General features: G+C 40.2%; 17 protein-coding genes. 9 read left to right on the top strand and 8 right to left on the bottom strand.

Going from position 1 to position 18,926, the window contains the following annotated elements; all coding sequences use genetic code 11:
- Positions 1-59: 59 nt before the first annotated feature.
- Together AC1M86_RS09385 and AC1M86_RS09380 are read left to right on the top strand one after the other, a co-directional pair.
- The gene (locus AC1M86_RS09385) at positions 60-836 is read left to right on the top strand and encodes an SDR family oxidoreductase (protein ID WP_481607825.1); all 777 of its coding nucleotides are present in this window, start codon (positions 60-62) and stop codon (positions 834-836) included.
- Between the two features lie 79 nt (positions 837-915).
- Positions 916-1,347 carry a hypothetical protein gene (locus AC1M86_RS09380; RefSeq protein WP_481588708.1) on the top strand — a complete coding sequence of 144 codons (432 nt, stop codon included), beginning with the start codon at positions 916-918 and terminating at the stop codon, positions 1,345-1,347.
- A gap of 55 nt (positions 1,348-1,402) precedes the next feature.
- Here AC1M86_RS09380 and AC1M86_RS09375 read toward each other — a convergent pair whose 3' ends face one another.
- Genes AC1M86_RS09375 through cysM form a run of 4 tightly spaced genes read right to left on the bottom strand, consistent with a single transcriptional unit; the run spans position 1,403 to position 6,898 of the window.
- Positions 1,403-3,709, bottom strand: coding sequence for a RelA/SpoT family protein (locus AC1M86_RS09375; protein ID WP_035265331.1), 2,307 nt, complete (start codon positions 3,707-3,709; stop codon positions 1,403-1,405).
- A gap of 53 nt (positions 3,710-3,762) precedes the next feature.
- Positions 3,763-5,130 (bottom strand): 23S rRNA (uracil(1939)-C(5))-methyltransferase RlmD, encoded by a 1,368-nt coding sequence (gene rlmD, locus AC1M86_RS09370; RefSeq protein WP_481607824.1) that lies wholly within the window; start codon positions 5,128-5,130, stop codon positions 3,763-3,765.
- A gap of 9 nt (positions 5,131-5,139) precedes the next feature.
- Positions 5,140-5,961 carry a 3'-5' exonuclease gene (locus AC1M86_RS09365; RefSeq protein WP_035265329.1) on the bottom strand — a complete coding sequence of 274 codons (822 nt, stop codon included), beginning with the start codon at positions 5,959-5,961 and terminating at the stop codon, positions 5,140-5,142.
- A 16-nt stretch (positions 5,962-5,977) separates the two neighbouring features.
- Positions 5,978-6,898 carry a cysteine synthase CysM gene (gene cysM / locus AC1M86_RS09360; protein ID WP_481591540.1) on the bottom strand — a complete coding sequence of 307 codons (921 nt, stop codon included), beginning with the start codon at positions 6,896-6,898 and terminating at the stop codon, positions 5,978-5,980.
- Positions 6,899-7,048: 150 nt separating this feature from the next.
- Here cysM and AC1M86_RS09355 point away from each other — a divergent pair, with 150 nt between their 5' ends.
- The 6 genes from AC1M86_RS09355 to AC1M86_RS09330 all read left to right on the top strand — a co-directional run bounded on the left by AC1M86_RS09355 (position 7,049) and on the right by AC1M86_RS09330 (position 13,677).
- The gene (locus AC1M86_RS09355) at positions 7,049-9,853 is read left to right on the top strand and encodes a GacS-like sensor histidine kinase (protein ID WP_481607823.1); all 2,805 of its coding nucleotides are present in this window, start codon (positions 7,049-7,051) and stop codon (positions 9,851-9,853) included.
- A gap of 110 nt (positions 9,854-9,963) precedes the next feature.
- Positions 9,964-10,752 (top strand): crotonase/enoyl-CoA hydratase family protein, encoded by a 789-nt coding sequence (locus AC1M86_RS09350; protein ID WP_481607822.1) that lies wholly within the window; start codon positions 9,964-9,966, stop codon positions 10,750-10,752.
- Between the two features lie 35 nt (positions 10,753-10,787).
- Complete coding sequence (locus AC1M86_RS09345) at positions 10,788-11,663, top strand: NAD(P)-dependent oxidoreductase (RefSeq protein WP_481607847.1); 876 nt, start codon at positions 10,788-10,790, stop codon at positions 11,661-11,663.
- A gap of 12 nt (positions 11,664-11,675) precedes the next feature.
- Positions 11,676-12,449 (top strand): hydroxypyruvate isomerase family protein, encoded by a 774-nt coding sequence (locus AC1M86_RS09340; protein WP_481607821.1) that lies wholly within the window; start codon positions 11,676-11,678, stop codon positions 12,447-12,449.
- A 99-nt stretch (positions 12,450-12,548) separates the two neighbouring features.
- Positions 12,549-12,956 (top strand): ribosome silencing factor, encoded by a 408-nt coding sequence (gene rsfS, locus AC1M86_RS09335; protein WP_035265319.1) that lies wholly within the window; start codon positions 12,549-12,551, stop codon positions 12,954-12,956.
- 103 nt (positions 12,957-13,059) lie between these two features.
- Positions 13,060-13,677 (top strand): GNAT family N-acetyltransferase, encoded by a 618-nt coding sequence (locus AC1M86_RS09330; protein WP_481590354.1) that lies wholly within the window; start codon positions 13,060-13,062, stop codon positions 13,675-13,677.
- 41 nt (positions 13,678-13,718) lie between these two features.
- On the opposite strand, the gene AC1M86_RS09325 is transcribed toward AC1M86_RS09330, so the two are convergent.
- Genes AC1M86_RS09325 through AC1M86_RS09315 form a run of 3 tightly spaced genes read right to left on the bottom strand, consistent with a single transcriptional unit; the run spans position 13,719 to position 16,630 of the window.
- Positions 13,719-15,164 (bottom strand): NAD(P)(+) transhydrogenase (Re/Si-specific) subunit beta, encoded by a 1,446-nt coding sequence (locus tag AC1M86_RS09325; RefSeq protein ID WP_481591544.1) that lies wholly within the window; start codon positions 15,162-15,164, stop codon positions 13,719-13,721.
- A gap of 3 nt (positions 15,165-15,167) precedes the next feature.
- Positions 15,168-15,491, bottom strand: coding sequence for a proton-translocating transhydrogenase family protein (locus AC1M86_RS09320; RefSeq protein ID WP_035265316.1), 324 nt, complete (start codon positions 15,489-15,491; stop codon positions 15,168-15,170).
- Between the two features lie 11 nt (positions 15,492-15,502).
- Positions 15,503-16,630 carry a Re/Si-specific NAD(P)(+) transhydrogenase subunit alpha gene (locus AC1M86_RS09315; protein ID WP_035265315.1) on the bottom strand — a complete coding sequence of 376 codons (1,128 nt, stop codon included), beginning with the start codon at positions 16,628-16,630 and terminating at the stop codon, positions 15,503-15,505.
- A gap of 797 nt (positions 16,631-17,427) precedes the next feature.
- Here AC1M86_RS09315 and AC1M86_RS09310 point away from each other — a divergent pair.
- On the top strand, positions 17,428-18,351 hold the full coding sequence (locus tag AC1M86_RS09310; protein WP_481607820.1) for a DMT family transporter: 924 nt from the start codon (positions 17,428-17,430) through the stop codon (positions 18,349-18,351).
- Between the two features lie 53 nt (positions 18,352-18,404).
- Here the strand turns inward: AC1M86_RS09310 and soxR are convergent, their stop codons facing one another.
- Positions 18,405-18,905, bottom strand: a complete 501-nt coding sequence (soxR, locus tag AC1M86_RS09305) for a redox-sensitive transcriptional activator SoxR (protein ID WP_035265311.1) — start codon at positions 18,903-18,905, stop codon at positions 18,405-18,407.
- Positions 18,906-18,926: the final 21 nt, after the last annotated feature.

Below are 18,926 nucleotides of genomic sequence, written 5' to 3'. Positions count from 1 at the left end.
ATGAACAATCTTATGCTCAACTAGGAACATAAAATGATGTAAAACAACAAGGATTTTCGATGACATCTAGCATTTTTATCAGTGGCGCAGCACAAGGGATTGGCGCAGCTACCGCAAAACTATTCTATCAGCAAGGTTATAAAGTCGGTATTTATGACATCAATCTCGAACAAGCTGAACAATTGGCTCAATCTTTAGGGCCAAATGCTAAAGCGGGTTTGCTAGATGTTTCCCAATACGACCAATGGCAAAGTGCTTTAACTGAGTTCAACGAATGGGCTGGTGAAATAAATATATTATTAAATAATGCTGGCATCTTATATTCAGGGGCATTCGAAAATACAGATATCTCATCGCATCATCGAACATTTAATATCAATGTTAACGGCGTTCTCAATGGCTGTCACGCTGCGCTCCCTTTCTTAAAACAGGCCTCCCACGCACGTATCATCAATATGTCCTCTGCTTCTGCTATCTATGGTCAAGCTGATTTAGTGTCCTATTCAGCAAGTAAATTTGCTGTTCGCGGCATTACAGAAGGTCTTGATGTTGAATGGCAAAAATATGGAATACGCGTATTAGACATCATGCCATTATTTGTTCAGACTGCCATGGTAAAAGGCATGGATGCGGGTACGATTCAAAATATAGGAGTCAGTCTCAGCGCCCAAGACGTTGCTCAGGAAATTTACCGTGTCGCTCGTTTAAAAAACCATCACTTAACCGTGACTCACCATACGGTTGGCATCAAAACTGAATTGATGTATCACCTGTCAAGATTTAGCCCTCAATTGATCAACAGAGTGACAAACTTAATATTAAGTAAAAAGAAATGACAAATTGGTCACATTTGTGTAATATTCTCTCGCCTCAACAGGGGCATTTATAACAATGCGTTACAAATGAGAATATATAATGAAAAAAATTTTAACTTTAGCTATCGCTACTGCTTTAACAACGACTCTTGCTCAAGCTGCGGGTGAACTACCAACGCATCAGCACTCAACTGCTGAACTCAAGGCAATGGATTGTGCAACACTAGCTGTTGAAAAAGCCAATGCTAAGCGTAACTTAGAAAATGCTGATAAAAATATTGCAGCTGCTGCAACCCAAACACCAGCTAAATCATTGAGCAAATGGGCGGGTATGGCAGGTAATGCATTATCTACTTTCGGTGGCAACTCAGAAAAAGCAACAAAGATGGGGCAAGTTGCAAACTCTGTAGCGGGTGAAAGCGATACTTCTGATGCTGCAAATATTCCATTACAGCAACAGATCAAAGCTGCATCACAAGCAAACATTGATAATATTGGAATCTATCAAGGTTCTAAAAAATGCAAAATCTGATTTAACGCTATTTGAGTGATCAGTCATAAAAAAGCCTGCTAAAGCAGGCTTTTTTTTAATTCCCTTGCACCAAACGTCTTGCGCTAATGATGCCTGGTTGCTGTTCCAATCGAGCCAACAAGCGAGACAATTGAGCCAAACCTTTGACCTCAATCAACAGCTTCATATTGGCAATACCATCCGCTTCGGAAATGGTATTCACTTGGCGAATATTAATCTGATCTGAAAAAATCACTTGGGTTAGATCCTTCAGCAGTCCTCGACGATCATAAGCCTCAACCACAATTTGGACACTCTGTCCTCTTGTCGGTTGCATTTCCCAATCTGCTTCAACAGCGCGTTCAGGTTCTTGGCTGATCATACGCACATAATCCGGACAAGCCACCTTATGAATACTCACGCCACGATTGAGTGTGATATATCCAGCAATCGACTCACCATGAACAGGCTGACAACATTGTGCAATATGTAGTTCAACATTATCCAAACCGTCAATCAGAATCCCATGCGCTGATAATGTATGACTCGCCCGTGGATTTAATGCTGGCTTCAGCACTAACTCAGGCTCATCTTGATCCAAGTGCATATGACGATTGACTTGATTAATCAATGCATGAAGACTGATATCTCCACTCACCAAGGATACAAGAATGTCCTCACCTGTTTTAACGTTAAAGTGAGCACAATAATCACTCAAATCAATACTTTTTGGGTGAATTGCAAGACGTGATAATTCCTTGGTGAGAATCTCTCGACCGACTTCTAAGTTCTTACTACGGTCTTGCTGTCTGAACCAATGGCGCAACTTGTCTCTTGCACGTGCTGTCTTGATATAACCTAAAGAGTTCACCAACCAATCACGATTTGGCTCACGATCTTTCTTGGTCAGAATCTCGACTTGTTCACCTGTTTTTAATGTATAAGTCAGTGGCACATAACGTTGGTTCACACGTGCTGCATAACACTTATTACCAACCTCAGTATGCACATGATATGCAAAATCTAAAACGGTTGAATTACGCGGTAATTCTTTAATGTCACCATCACGACTAAAAACATAAATTTTTTCAAAATCTTCAAAATCTTGAAGCTGATTGAAATTTTCAGTTTCGTCTTCATTCGGATGCGCACCTGCTTCATTTCGTTCTTGATAATGTTCAAGCACGGAACGTAAAGAGTGCAAACGATGATTAAATGAATAATCTGTAGTTTTCGCACCTTCTTTATAATTGAAATGAGAACAAACGCCTAACTCAGCTTCTTCATGCATTTCAGTGGTTCTGATTTGTATCTCTAAAGATTTATTTTCAGCAATCACTGCAGTATGTAAAGAACGGTAGCCATTGGCTTTTGGGTTAGTGATGTAATCATCAAACTGATGGGGAATATGACGCCAGATTTGATGTACGATCCCCAAAGCGTGATAACACTCAGATACATTCTGAACCAGTACACGAACAGCTCGAATGTCATATAGCTGATCGAAACTTAAGTTCTTACTTTTCATTTTTCGATAAATCGAATAAATGTGTTTCACACGACCTGAGATTTCAGCCTCAATGCCATGCTTCAATAACTCACTTTTCAGCTTATCGACCACGAATTGAATATATTGTTCGCGCTCTAAGCGTTTTTCATTGAGTAAAGATGCAATTTCTTTATAGCGCTCTGGTGCTAAATAACGGAACGCAAGATCTTCAAGTTCCCATTTTAACTGCGCGATACCAAGACGATGCGCCAAGGGCGAGTAAATGGTCAAAATTTCTCGTGCGACACGCTCTTGACGCTCTTTTGGAGAGTTTGCCAACTCACGCAAAGCCAGCGTGCGCTCAGCCAACTTGATTAATACAACGCGAACATCCTCTGTTACTGAGATCAACATCTTGTAAATCCCAGTTAAATGTTCACGCTGATTATTATTGAAGTGATCTTCTAAACGTTTATTTTTTTCGATCAGCTCTGACAACTTACCCATTGCCAAAGTGCCTTTCACCAAATTGTAGACACTTTCACCAAAGCTTTTACGAATCTCCTCAAGCGACGTCATGCCCTCACGCACACTACGATAAAGCATCGCTGCTGACAAAGTATCTTCATCAACATGTAGGTGAGCCAAAATATCTGCCATACCTAAGCCAGTCGCGAAGGTATTCGTTTTATGATGGTGATCAGAAGTCAGTTCTTTTTTTAAAACACTAAGAGCGACTTCTTCTAATTTTTTAAGTTCTGCACCGTCTAAAATAATCCGCGCACGGTCTAGCCAAGTGGCTAAACCAAGTTGCGCTTCAGCGGCATGTTCTACAGTCGTTTCCTCAGACAACTCAGTCAGTCGTCCAGGTAACTGCTCACGTACTGTGACCATACCCTTCTCCTTTTTTAAATCTAATCTTCATTTTATTAAATCAACACTTAGCACTAGCTTTTTTCAAATAAAGCAATAGATTCAACATGGCCTGTATGACTGAACATATCCATCACACCAGCTTTCTTCAACTGATAACCATGTTGTACTAAAATCCCTGTATCACGTGCTAATGTAGCAGGATTACAGGAAACATAGACGATTTTTTTTGCACCAAAATTTGGCACATAGTGCATAATTTCTTCAGCTCCAGCGCGTGGTGGGTCTATTAAGAGTGCATCGAACCCTTGATTTGCCCAAGAATGTTGCGAAAAATCTTGCGTTAAATCCTGAGCATAAAATTTTACGTTTGTGATGCCGTTTTTCAGTGCATTTTCTGTCCCACGCATCACCATTTCCTCACTTCCCTCCACCGCGACGACCTCACCCCGTGTTACAGAACGTGCAAGTGGCAATGAGAAATTCCCTAGACCACAGAATAAATCAAGAACACGCTCATTTCCGCTCAGGTCAAGCAATTCACATGCCAGCTTCACCATTTGTGGATTAATGGTGGGGTTAACCTGAGTAAAGTCAGTCGGTTTAAAACCAAACGTCACGTTAAAATCCGGTAGTGAGTAATGTAATCGCTCAGATAGGTCACCATCCGCACGATGAACACTACTTACACCAGCTGGTTGCAAATAAAGCTGCCATGATCTTTCTAACGCAAATTCACGCAGTTGGTTGACATCATTTTGCAGTAATTTGTTGGTATGACGTATCAAAAGTGCAACCTCTTGATCTCCTTTCGCCAATTCGATATGACCTATATCTGCTTTTGCTTTTAGATTTTCAAGGAGTACCTTGAGGTGAGGTAACGCAGCATCTAGCTCTGCATCTAAAATTTTGCAGGTTTTAATTTCTGTAAGCTGATTAGATTGAACCTCACGAAAACCCATGACTAGTTTATTTTTTTTAGCAATGTAGCGAACGCCAATACGAGCCTTGTGACGATAATCTTCACGTGTCGAACGCAATGGTTCTAGCCACGACTCTGGAAGAGCACCTGCAAAGTGGGTGAGATGCGACTCTAAAACTGATTGTTTTAAACGAATTTGTTCATCTAATTTTATGTGCTGCATATTACAGCCTCCACATTTTCCAAAATGTGGACAAACTGGCTGTGTACGAATTGGACTCGGCGCCCCAATCAACTGCACACAATCAGCTTCTTCTAATTTTTTTGCCTGATGGGTAATTTGAGCTTCTACTGTTTCTCCTGGCAGTGCAAAACGAATAAAAACCTTTTTACCCAATTTTTCTTGAGGATGTTCCTGTCCTTGAAAATGTGCGATCCCTCGCCCTTCATGTGAAAGTCTCTCAACTGTAAATGTATAACGAGGAAGTTGAGATGAGCGATGTGCGGCACGTTGTTTCAAAGAGATAACCTAATGTTGAGTTGATTTAAAATCAGAAGCGGTGAAGTCAGTTTTTTCAGCAGTTTCTTGCCAAATACGCAAAAATTCTGTTTGCTGGGGTTGACCTTGAAGATAATGAATCGTCGCTTGAATCCACAGACGATGATCTTCAGGCAAAATCTGTCCTTTTAACAATACATAGCGCAGATAGACTAACCATGTGTTTAAAACATCCCCTTCACAATAACTGGTTAATTCTATCCAATTATTGTTACGAACATATTCAGGGATAAAATAACCTGGTGTTCCGCGCTTACCCGGGTAACCGAGCATATAAGCGACATCATCCAGTTTTTGGAAGTGACGCGCATTAAACATTGCCATAAAATCCATCAAATCAATATGACGATGATGGTAACGATTCTGGTAGTTATTATAGCGCTTTTGTGTATCAATTTCGCCTTGATCAAACAGACTTGGCGCAGACAACCCATGATACATTGCTCTATACATAATAACAGGCAGATCAAATTGGGAGCCATTCCAACTGACTAAAGTCGGATTACGTTTATCAAAAATTGATAGAAATTTTTGTAAAATTTCAGGTTCTGAATAATGTTCACGACTGAATGAAAATAATTTCATTCCCGCCTTTTCATCAATCCATAGTCCTGAAATACAGACAATTTCATGTAAAGCAAGTCGCTGAAAGTCAGTGCCCGCTTCTTGACGTCTTAACTTACTCAGCGCTTGTTCAATACTATCTTCTGGTAAATCTAAGCCATATAGATGCGCTCCTGATTTAAGATCGGTCAATGTTTCAATATCAAACACTAAAACAGGTAAGCGCATATAGATTTACTCGAATTTATTGTTCATCTTCTACAGAGAATAACCCTGTAGAGAGATAACGATCACCACGATCACACACGATACATGCAATCACAGCACTAGGATGTTGTTCAGCGATTTTTATTGATGCCCAAACTGCACCACCAGAAGAAGTACCAGCACTAATTCCTTCCTTACGTGCCAATTGTCGAGCCATTTTTTCAGCTTCAACTTGTGGAATATCCATAATTTGATCAACACGAGAAGCATCAAAAATCGTCGGTAAATATTCTTGAGGCCAACGGCGAATACCTGCAATATTCGACCCTTCAGATGGCTGTAGACCAATAATTTGAATATTTGGATTTTGTTCTTTGAGGTATTTTGAAATCCCCATGATGGTTCCCGTTGTTCCCATCGAACTTACAAAATGCGTAATTTTACCGCCAGTTTGTTGCCAAATTTCTGGACCAGTTGTCAAATAGTGTGCTTGGACATTGTCTGGATTACCAAATTGATTGAGTACTAAACCTAGACCATCTTTTTCCATTTGCAATGCGATATCACGAGCTTCTTCCATATTCTCGGATTCAATAAGCTCAGCACCATACGCACGCATTGCATCTTTGCGCTCTTGACTAGAGCTTGCAGGCATAATCAATTTCATTTTATAGCCACGCATTGCCGCAACCATGGCTAATGCAATACCTGTGTTACCGCTAGTCGCTTCGATCAGCGTATCACCTGGCTTAATGTCACCACGTTTTTCAGCTTGCATGATCATGTTATATGCTGGGCGATCTTTGACAGAGCCCGCTGGATTATTACCTTCCAGTTTTGCCAATACAGTCGCTTGAGTATGACTTGCCAGACGCTGTAACCTAACCAATGGGGTTTTACCCACATAGTGGTCTAATAAAAAATCGTCTGATTGAAAATCTACTTGTGTATTACTCATTATTTGCACCTATATTGAGGTGCAGGTATTGTATGAAAAAAAGTATCTCACTGCATCAATTTCAAAGGCTTTTTAATGAGGGTGATTAAAGCACCATCATTTTTTAAAGCGTGCTAATATGCCTAACATGGGGAATGAGTCACTCTGCACATGTCGAATTTGAATAAAAAAATCTTCAATCGCTTAAAACTAAACCATGCTTATGGGCAATTGATTGCCCTTATTTTTGTCCCCATTGCAGTACTGGCAAGCGTCGGCTCTGCACTGGTGCTCACAGAAACCTCCAATTCTGCAAAATCAGAACAACGCTTTGCCGCAAATGCAATTTTAAGTCGTTATAAATACACGACAGAAAACCTACTTATTGCGCTAGAAAAAAATCCCTCACAAGCGCAACAAGACCGCGCTAAAAGCATCTTACAAAAGATGTTTAATGAAAAATATTTACTCAGTGTCGCAGTCCTAGACCAACAACAAAAACCATATTTTGGGTTAGGCTATCGCAATGAAAAACCTTGGCCTAGCTTCCCGACCAATGTACAAACATTTGGTCCGATTAAAGATCAACATAATCATATTTATGGCTTAGCATTAAATACGCCTGATCAAAGTAAAAAATGGCTTGTTATCGAGCTAGATAATCAACCTCTAGCCATTTCTCAATATCGTGTTTTCATTGTACTGATCACGACGGGTTTGTTGACACTTTTACTCTTATTACTGTGCTTGAACTTTTATTCACGACGTTGGATTGCGCCTATGTACGAAATACGTATGCAATTACAGCGACTCAATGCAGACACACTCGACCAACACATGGTCATCAATAGTACTGGCGAGTTAAGGTTACTCCAACGTGATATTGCGAATGTCGTGAAGCGTCTACATTTCAGCTTTTTAGAGCTGAAGGAACATACCGAGCAGACCGAAGACGATTTAAGACGTACGCTTGATACACTTGAAGTGCAAAATATTACTTATAAACAAGCACGCGATCAGGCCATTTCATCCAATCAGGCAAAATCTGTTTTTCTTGCCAATATCAGTCATGAATTGCGTACCCCGCTGAATAGTATCGATGGTTTTATTCACTTGTTATTGCGCCAAGAGAATCTCAGCAATGATCAAAGCCTGTATTTGCAAACGATTCGCAAATCCTCTGCACATCTTTTAGCACTGATCAATGATGTCTTAGACTTTTCAAAAATTGATGCCGGTAAACTTGAATTAGAAACCGCATCATTTGATTTAGAAGAAGCGATCTTCGATGTTATGGACATGTTGTCGCCATTAGCCGCCCAAAAAAATATCGATATGGCCTTCTACTATGCCGATAACATTCCAAAGTATGTGATTGGCGATGCTTTACGTTGTAAACAGATTTTGACTAACCTGATTTCAAATGCCATCAAATTCACTCCTGATGGTGAAATTATTGTACGTGTTCGCATGGAGCATGACGATCTAGAACATTGCCTATTGCATTTCAGTGTTCAAGATAGTGGTATTGGATTAAGTGGTACAGATCGTAAACGGTTATTTGAATCATTTTCTCAAGGCGATGCTTCCGTTACTCGTCAATTTGGTGGCACAGGTTTAGGGTTAGCAATCTCAAAACAATTGGTTAATCTGATGCATGGCCAAATTGGCTTTGAAGATAACCAAGAACGCGCCCCAACTGAAAAGGGTTCAACATTCTGGTTTACTGCGAAATTTGCGGTTGATGAATATGAAATTATTCATCCGCAATTCCATGACATGCGTGTCATCTCCTATTTAGCCCACCCTGCAACTGCGAATGTTTTACGTCATTATTTAGAAAATTATGGTGTTGAACACACAGAAGCTCAATCCATTCTAGATTTATTCAGCCGTCTAAACGGTTTGACACATCAACCTGAAAATACGTGGTTGATTGTAGATCACAGTGGTGATCCAGAGGCTTTATTAAAAGAGATTCGCGGACGTTATCAAGGTCACTTAGCCGTATATGGCTATCAGATGGCACTCGACCTCAACATGTTGAATGAATACAAAGCGAGGCCACTGTATCAACCTCTGAGCCGCTCATCATTAATTCAGCTCTTGGAAAATCAGCCAATATTTGAAGTTGAACCTCATGATAACTTTAAAGCCCTTAATTTACATGTACTTGCAGTAGACGATCATCTACCAAACTTAATCGTTTTAGAAGCTTTGCTCGGCGAAATTAATGTTCAAACAACTAAAGCGCAAAGTGGACAAGAGGCACTACAAATTTTACAACAACAGATTCAAAATGATGAAAAGCCGTTTGATCTGATATTTATGGACATTCAAATGCCAGTGATGTCTGGCATCGATACGACTCGTGCGATCAGATCGTTAGAATCCACCATCGAGGGACGTCACACACCAATCATTGCACTCACAGCACATGCTTTAGCAGATGAGAAACAAAAATTACTTAAAGTCGGCATGGATGACTATGTCACCAAACCAATCCAAATGGATCAGATTATTCAAATTCTGACCCATTGGAGCAGTGATAAGTTTATTCATCCAATTAAATCCCAAGAAAAAACTTTACGTATCGAAACCTTAGATCATCAGGTTTTAGATTGGAAACAGTGCGTTCAATTGGCAGCGAATAAAGAAGATTTAGCACAAGATTTATTGAAGATGCTGGTAGATAGTTTCCCAAATGAACTTGCTGAAATAGAACAACTCATCGAACTTGAAGATTATCCGCAGCTCGAACATGTATTACACCGTTTATATGGGGCAACACGCTACGTCGGCACTCCGAATTTACAAAGCATCACAGGTGAATTTGAACAGTTCGTTTCAACGCTGCGTAAAGAGCGTAGAAAAGCAGATGAGCAATTTATTGAAAATGTGATGAAACGGCTGGATGAATTAAAAGATGCGATTGTACAAGTAAAAGAAGCAGCCGAGTCTATTTTGAATCATTAATAGACGATCAACGCACTGTATTAGGCAATACGTGATGACTCTACTGTCACGACAGTCTATTTTGGACATGTTATGCTTAAAACAAGAAACAATAAACTCGAGTCACAATAATGGCTGTCATACGTGTAGAAAAAAATAATGGAATTGCGACGGTTTTTCTGAATCGTCCCGACAAACGTAACGCGATGAGCTTTCAACTTTTGAAAGAGTTGGTGCAAGTCGCAAAAAAAATTAAATCTGATCGTACTATCCGCTGTGTGATTCTCACTGGTGAAGCCAACGTATTTAGTGCAGGTATTGATTTAACAGACCTGAATAATCCACAAAATCGTGCTTATGCCGCATGGGAACTCATTAAACCTGGTCAAAGTCTATTTCAAAAAGCTTTTTTAATCTGGCAAGAACTCCCTGTTCCAGTCATTGCAGCTATTGACGGGTATTGCTTCGGTGCAGGTATGCAATTGGCTTTAGCGGCTGATATTCGAATTGCTCACCCCAATACCCAAATGTCGATCATGGAAACCCGTTGGGGCTTAGTTCCAGATATGGGGTTAACGCGCTCAATCAAAGGTATTATTGGAGTCGACCTAGCCAAAGAATTATCATTAACAGCACGTGTATTTGATGGTGAATATGCCAAAGTAATTGGATTGATCACGCATGTTGATGACAAGCCGATGCAAAAAGCTCAACAGCTTGCCGAAGAAATGTTGCAACGCTCACCAGATGCCTTAGCCGCAGTCAAACAAGTCTTAGATGCAATGGAACACGCACCCAAAAAATCACTTCGTCTTGAGAAAATTTGGCAACTCAAATTACTCCTTGGCAAAAACAGTCAAATCGCGCGTAAAAAAGATAAAAATCCAGATTTGGAATTTTTACCACGTCAATTTAAATAAATTGGTTTTCAAACTTAGATCAGGGATTAGCTTCAATAATGATTAACGGTCAAACTAAAATCGCGTTCTTAGGTATGGGTTTAATGGGTAGCAGAATGGCGACTCGATTGATACAGGCTGGGTTTTACACTGCTGTCTGGAACCGAAGTCCAAACGCATGTGAGCCGTTAATCCAGCTTGGGGCACATCCCCTTCAACTCTCTGAGATAGCACAATTTGATCTGATCCTAACTTGTTTAGCCGATGACAATGCGGTAGAGGCTGTTTTTTCTCAAATTGAATCACTGATTCAACCCGAGCAGATTATTGTGGACTTCTCGAGTCTATCTGTGGATAAAACTAAAAATCTTGCACAACGTGCAACTGCTAAATCAGCGCATTGGATAGATTCTCCTGTGTCAGGTGGAACAGCTGGTGCTGAAAATGGCAGTTTAGTTATTTTTGCTGGCGGACCATCGAGCATCATCGAATCTTTACAACCAATGTATCAAGTTCTTTCACAGCGTATAACCTGTATGGGTGGAACTGGAACAGGACAAGCCACCAAAATTTGTAATCAACTGATCGTTGCTGCAAATAGCACACTTATCGCAGAAGCTGTTGCTTTAGCAGATCAGGCGGGTGTTGATACTCAACTGCTTGCACCCGCCTTAGCAGGTGGATTCGCCGACTCTAAACCTTTTCAAATTTTAACACCACGTATGGCAACGCATGAGTTTGAGCCTGTGCAATGGAAAGTTCAGACCCTGTCTAAAGATTTAAATAACGCCTTGAGTTTGGCTCGACAATTTGACCTTAATATTCCTGTCGCTCAACAAGCCTTAGAACAATTGAAAGCGCATCAATCCAATGGCTTTTCTGAATCAGACCTTGCCTCAGTCATTCTGCAAGTTGAACAAAACAATAAATAGGTCGCATTCAATATGAAGCTCGCTGTTAATTTATCGATGATCTTTACAGAAGTTCCACTCATTGAACGCTTTGCGCTAGCTGCTGAATATGGATTCCAACATGTAGAAATTCAATTTCCATATGAGCTGAGTATTGAGCAAATTCAGCATGAACTTAATGAACATCAACTTAGCTTGTGTCTCATCAACGTTCCTGCCGGAGATTTAATGCAAGGCGGATGCGGATTAGCAAGTATCCCAAGTAAAACTGATGAATTTAAACAAGCTGTTGACTTAGCGATTGAATATGCATGCTCACTCAATATACCTCGAGTGAATATTTTGGCTGGTAAGCAACCAGATAATGTTGAATATCAGGTCTGCTATGAAACCTTGGTCTCAAATCTTAAATATGTCAGCGAGATCCTCACAGCGCATGGGATTCAACCCGTTTTTGAGATGATTAATGGCTTTGATATGCCAAATTTCATGATTCAAACAATACATCAAGCCAAAGAGTTACTGAAAGACGTCAATCATCCAGCTTTAAAAATGCAATTCGATTGCTATCACATGGCTAGAATGCAAGAAGACCTGATTCTGTCACTCAAAGAAAATATGCAACACATTGGGCATATCCAATTTGCAGATGTACCAGGTCGACATGAACCACACACAGGGACAATTAATTATCCCGCTATTTTTGAATGCATTGCAAATTGCATGTATGAAGGATTTGTCGCAGCCGAATATCGCCCCCAATCTCATTCAAGAGATTCTTTCGAATGGAAAAATAAACTTCTTTAATATCATAATCTTGTAGTATAAAATTTGTTCAAAGTTTGAATTTTCAAGCAGAAAGCGCTATAGTGAAAGATGAGTTATAGTCAGGAAAATACACTTCTCATGAATTTAGAACCATCGCCCGGCGCTTCTAATTCTCACGAACTCTCTTTGAATTCTCCAAAACAAGACGTTCAAGCTTGCTTAAAAGTTGTTCAAGAAGCATTGCTTGACGTTAAAGCAAAAGAAATCACAACGATTGATGTTAGCGAAGTGAGCAATGTTGCAGATGCAATTGTCATTGCTTCAGGTACTTCTACACGTCACGTGAAAGCGCTTGCAAACAACGTCGCTGATGAAGCACGTAAAGCAGGTTTTCGCCCTATCGGTATTGAAGGCGAAAGCGATGCAGAATGGATCCTTGTTGATCTTGGCACTGTTGTAGTACATCTGATGTTACCTACAGCACGTAAGTTTTATGATCTAGAAAACTTATGGCGTAATGCTTCAACTACAGATTCTGTAGCATAAACATATTAAAGCGACCTTCTTGGTCGCTTTTTTATACTGTGCAGTTTAAATTTATAACAATAAAGCCAACAAAAAAGAACTCACTAATTTGGTTTACCTTGATATGACCATGATAAAAGCCACAAGAACAGATCACGATGCACTAGTAGAAACATTAATGCAATCCTTTTGGAACGAAGAGTTTTGCAACTGGGCGATCCAAGCTGAAAAACTGAGTTTCCAACAAAAACATGAAAAACTTGAGCAATTCTTTAGTATTCAATTGAAAGATATCGCTCAACCATATGATGAAGTCTATACCAATCCCGATCGCTCAGTTGCTGCACTTTGGATTCCGCCAAATCAGTGGGATTTAAACCTCATTCAGCAGGTTAAACTACTCCCTCAATTAACGAAGATTATCGGTTTAAGACAACTGGTGAAATTTATTCACATCATTAATCTGGTGCAGAAACATCATCCCAGTGAGGCGCATTATTATTTACAACTCATAGGTGTAAGTCCTGACCACCAAGGACAAGGCTTAGCCAGCAAAGTCTTAACACCTATTCTCACCAAGAGCGATCAACACGGTATCCCATGTTATTTAGAAACTGCAACACCAAGCAATGTTGGACTCTATCGTCATTATGGATTTGAAGTGATCTTTCACCTTCGGGATCTGCCCTACGATGCACCTGAAATTTGGGGAATGTGGCGAAAACCTACACATGAAAAATAAAAAAACCACCCGAAGGTGGTTTTTTTAAAACAGTCTATAAATTAGTGACCTGTACCATTAATGGCTTTCGTCATATCTTCAACAACTTTCTTCGCATCACCAAAGATCATCATTGTTTTGTCGTTATAGAACAAGTCATTATCAAGACCCGCATAACCTGTCGCCATAGAGCGCTTGATCACCATAATGGTACGAGCTTTATGTGCTTCAAGAATAGGCATACCATAAATTGGCGAGTTTGGATCATCTTTCGCTGCAGGGTTAACGACGTCATTCGCACCGATGACCAACACCACATCTGTTGCTGGGAAGTCTGAGTTAATCTCATCCATCTCTAAGATGTCTTCGTACGGAACATCTGCTTCAGCTAAAAGGACGTTCATGTGACCAGGCATACGACCTGCCACTGGGTGAATCGCAAAACGTACAGTTACACCTTGCTCTTTCAATAAATTTGCAAGCTCTTTCACCGCATTTTGAGCACGACCTTGCGCCATACCATAACCCGGTACAATTACAACACTGTCTGCATTTGACATTAAGAAACCAGCATCGTCAGCAGAACCAGAACGGTAGTTGCGTTGAACTGCTGCACCAGCTGCTGCTGTCGGTGCTGCAGCACCACCCATTGCACCACCAAACAATACGTTGATGATTGAACGGTTCATTGCTTTACACATAATATAAGACAGAATTGCACCTGACGAACCTACAAGCGAACCTGCAACAATTAACATGTTGTTTTCAAGCGTAAAACCAATCCCTGCTGCCGCCCATCCAGAGAATGAGTTAAGCAAAGACACCACAACTGGCATATCACCACCACCAACAGGCGCAATCCATATCCAACCAAAGGCTAAAGCAAGTGCTGTCATTGCCCAGAACGAGGTCATGTTACCCGTCAAGAAGAAGTGAATCCCTGCTGCTAGCATAGCAATAAAAATCAAAGCTTGAACAGGTTTAACCCATGCACCTGAAATCGTTTTTGCCCATTTCTTTGCCGCCAATTTACCATAAGCAAATACCGATGCAGTGAATGTAATGGCACCAACGAAACATCCTACGAATAATTCGAATAAATGTACGCGACTCATTTCATGGAAGTTCACACCATTTGCAGCCAGTAAGTCTGGCCCAAGCTCGACAAGCTTGTTGTTGTGAATAATTGCAGCGATCGCAATCAACACTGCAGCAAGACCCACGAGTGAGTGCATGAGAGCAACTGTTTCTGGCATTTGTGTCATAGGCACTGTACGAGCTCGAGCAATACCAACAATCGCACCCAATACCATTGCACCGACAATCATCCATACCACAGGATTATCAGCAACAAAGAAAGTTGTTAACACGGCGATTGCCATTGCAATCATACCGTAACGGTTACCTGCAATTGCTGTCTTAGGACCAGACAAGCCACGCAAAGTTAAGATAAAAAGAACGGCACCGATTAGGTAAAACCAATCCGCATACTCACGAATAAATTCCATGTATTAACCCTCTTTTTTCTTTTGCTTTGGCTTAAACATTTCAAGCATACGAGCGGTTACAGCGAAGCCACCGAAAATATTAATGCTTGCTAAGAAAACAGCGATCGCACCTAATACACTCACCACATTGATGGTTTGAAAATCAACAGCCCCCTCAACACCCATAACAGGTAGACCAACAGTTTGGATCATCGCACCGACAATAATAATTGAAGACAATGCATTCGTTACGGCCATCAGCGGCGTATGAAGCGCAGGTGTCACTCCCCAAACAACGTAATAACCTACGAAGATTGCGAGGACAAAAATTGTAATAGTTTCAACCATGATCAGTCTCCTTAACCACGCTTCAACAGCACTTGACCACCATGAGTGACAAGCAATGCTTTTTGGATTTCATCTTCTTGATTAATGCTGTAGTTTTTATCTTGATCAAAAAGCGTTTCAACAAAGTTATAAACGTTACGTGCATATAGCGCTGAAGCTTCTGTAGAAACGGTCGCTGGAATATTTGGAATACCCAAAATTTTCACGCCATTATCAGTCACAACAGTTTCACCGCATTTTGAGCCTTCAACGTTACCGCCAGTTTCAACTGCCATATCGAGGATGACTGAACCTGGTTTCATTTTGGCAACTGTTTCAGCTTTAATTAAGCGCGGTGCATCACGACCTGGTAAAAGCGCCGTCGTGATCACGATGTCAGCATTCGATACCGCTTTGTCTACAATTGCAGCTTGGTCTTTAATATATTGTTCACCAGGCATCCAACCATAACCATTTTTTGCAGCTTCATCGGCACGCGCTTGCTCTTCTGCTGACATTGGTACGTCTAACCATTTACCGCCTAAAGATTCAACTTGATCTTTGGCTGTTGGACGTAAGTCTGTCGCTTCAACAATAGCACCTAAACGTTTGGCTGTTGCAATCGCTTGTAAGCCTGCTACACCAACACCCATAATGACTACACGAGCTGGTTTAACCGTACCCGCCGCTGTCATTAACATTGGGAACATACGTTGGTACTCTGCCGCCGCAAGAAGCACAGATTTATAACCTGCCAAGTTTGCTTGTGATGACAAAACGTCCATATTTTGGGCACGAGATAACGTACGTGGTAATAACTCAAGTGCAAATGCAGACACTTGCTGAGCAGCGAATTGATCAAGTTCCGTATTACGGTACGGATCAAACATCGCAACCACTGTGGTGTTTGGGGCTAATTTTTGTATTTCTTCGCCTTTAGGTGCGCGAACTTTTAAAACCAATTGACTGCCGGTATAAGCATCATCAACAATTTTTGCACCAACCTGTTCATAGGCACTATCAATATAAGCAGCTTTAACACCTGCATTACGTTGGATAACGACACTGTGACCAGCACCAATTAACTTCTTTACTGTTTCTGGTGTCGCAGCTACACGACTTTCACCAACTACAGTTTCGGTAGGGATTCCGATCTGCATGAGCATTCCTCAAGCTAATTTTTCTTAAAGTAGATATCGCATTCCTGCGATATACCCCTGGATGTATTCATGTGAATTTTTTGGATTCTAATTGAACTTTTTTAAATTACCACCCAATATTTATTTAATAAATACCCTCATTTTGAACTCATGATTCACGATCATCACAAAATTTCATGGTACTTGATCTATCATTTTCATAAAAAATAGTTCCAGTTTCGTTTAATTTTCGATCCATTTTTTAACAAAAAAGAAACTTTTTTCTAATTTATCGTCAGTATAGGGAGCTTGACTTTATTAAGCTTTGATCATTCTGACATTTTTTAGCTTTCTTTTTATCCCTTTTGATTGTGTTAAAGCGCCGTGCATGTCACATTTTTAGTTGCTTCTTTCATTCTCATAAATTTCAATTTGCCGAATTGACAAAAAATCAGACTAATCGATTCAAATTCTCACGATATTCTTAAAAATTATAAATAAGACAAAATTTAGATAAATCTAGGTTTACACATTGGGCTTAGATTTTGGCTGAACATGAAATACAAGATGACAGATTCTTGAAAAGAATGCTTACAAACCGTGCAAAAAAAATTTGAAATATTTTTTTGATGTATTTTTTGGGTTGATAGACCACTGTTTTTTTCATATTACGCACCACAATGATGCATTTAAACAAAAAATCAAAACGCCTTATGTCGCTAGGTAGGTGATTTAGCGAAAATTAGAGATTGAATTTTAGAGCTTACAATGAAGATTGGCTTATACTTCCATTACTTAAAAATTGATTTTTAACATTTATGGTACTTAAGCTGACTCCCACTCAGTTAGGGAGTTTATGTGCGCTGTTGGCAGCATTCTTGTTTAGTAGTAAAGCGATCTTAATCAAACAAGCTTATGCAGTTTCTGAAGATGTTGATGCAACATTGCTGGTTGCCTTAAGGATGCTCAGTGCCTTACCCGTTTTTCTTTTTATTTGTTGGTTGAACCGACACCGTAATCGTGGATTTTCAGCGCAGGATTGGGCCCTACTCCTCGTTGCTGGTTTGATTGGATATTATTTTTCAAGTTGGCTCGATTTTATGAGTCTGATGTACATCAGTGCCTCTTTGGAGCGTATTATCCTATTTCTATATCCTACCATGACAGTAATTGCATCAAGTGTAATTTTCAAACATCCTCTTTCACTGAAGACTATTTTTGCAATTGGACTAAGTTATGGCGGCACGCTTATGGTGATGCTCCAAGAACAAAGCAATGTGCCTCATGAAAGTAATTTTTGGCTAGGTGTGAGTTTAGTTTTCGCAAGCGCGATTTGCTTTGCGAGTTATCTATTGATGACTCCAAAATTAATTCAAAAATTTGGATCGTGGAATTTTACGGGCTTAGCGATGTCTATCGCCTGCTTAGGGACGATTCTTCACTATTTTATTGCTCAGCCAAGCCCTGTATCCAATATCCTTGAACAACCCATGGAAGTAATCGGATATGGTGTTGCATTAGGCATTGGGGTAACGGTGATTCCAACTATTCTCATTGCGCAAAGTATTGCTCGTTTAGGTGCTTCTCAAACAGCCATGATTGGTTCACTTGGTCCAATTCTGACCATTATATTGGCAACTATCTTTTTAGGGGAATCAATGAATATGATTCAATGGTTTGGTTGTGCGCTGAATATATTGGGTGTGATGATGATTACGCTTTCCAAAACTAAACTGAAATAAAGACAACATTAACCTCACAGTTCAAATTTCAAAATAATGCTTCACGATGAAACTTAGTCTTCATAGTGAATTTCTATTTTCCCTTGATCATCGTCAAATTTAATGTCGAGTGGAACAAAGTGGGAACCCGACGATGTAGACCCCATTTGATCATTTTCATTTCTTAGTGGGCATTCAGTTAAAGATAAGCACCCACAACCAATGCACCAATCCAGTTGTTGACGAAGTTGAAGCATATTTAAAATTTTTTGATCTAAAATTTTCTGCCACGCACTTGATAATGCGGTCCAATCTGATTTAGTCGCGGTTTTATTCTTAGGGAGTATGTTAAATGCTTGCTTCACTTCAGAGAGTGAAATCCCTACCTGCTGTGCCACTTTGATGATGGCAATCCTCCTCAGCATATATCGAGGATATCGCCGTTGATTTCCTTCCGTCCGCACACTCCAAATAAGTGCTTTGTCTTCATAAAATCTGAGTGCTGCGACCGATACACCACTTCGAGCAGCTAACGCGCCTATACTGAGCCACTGTTGTAATTTTTGTTCTTCCATGCTCTTGACCTCAAGTTAAGT

The organism is Acinetobacter sp. ANC_7654, from assembly GCF_056779855.1.
This window is presented reverse-complemented; position numbering and strand designations above follow the sequence as displayed.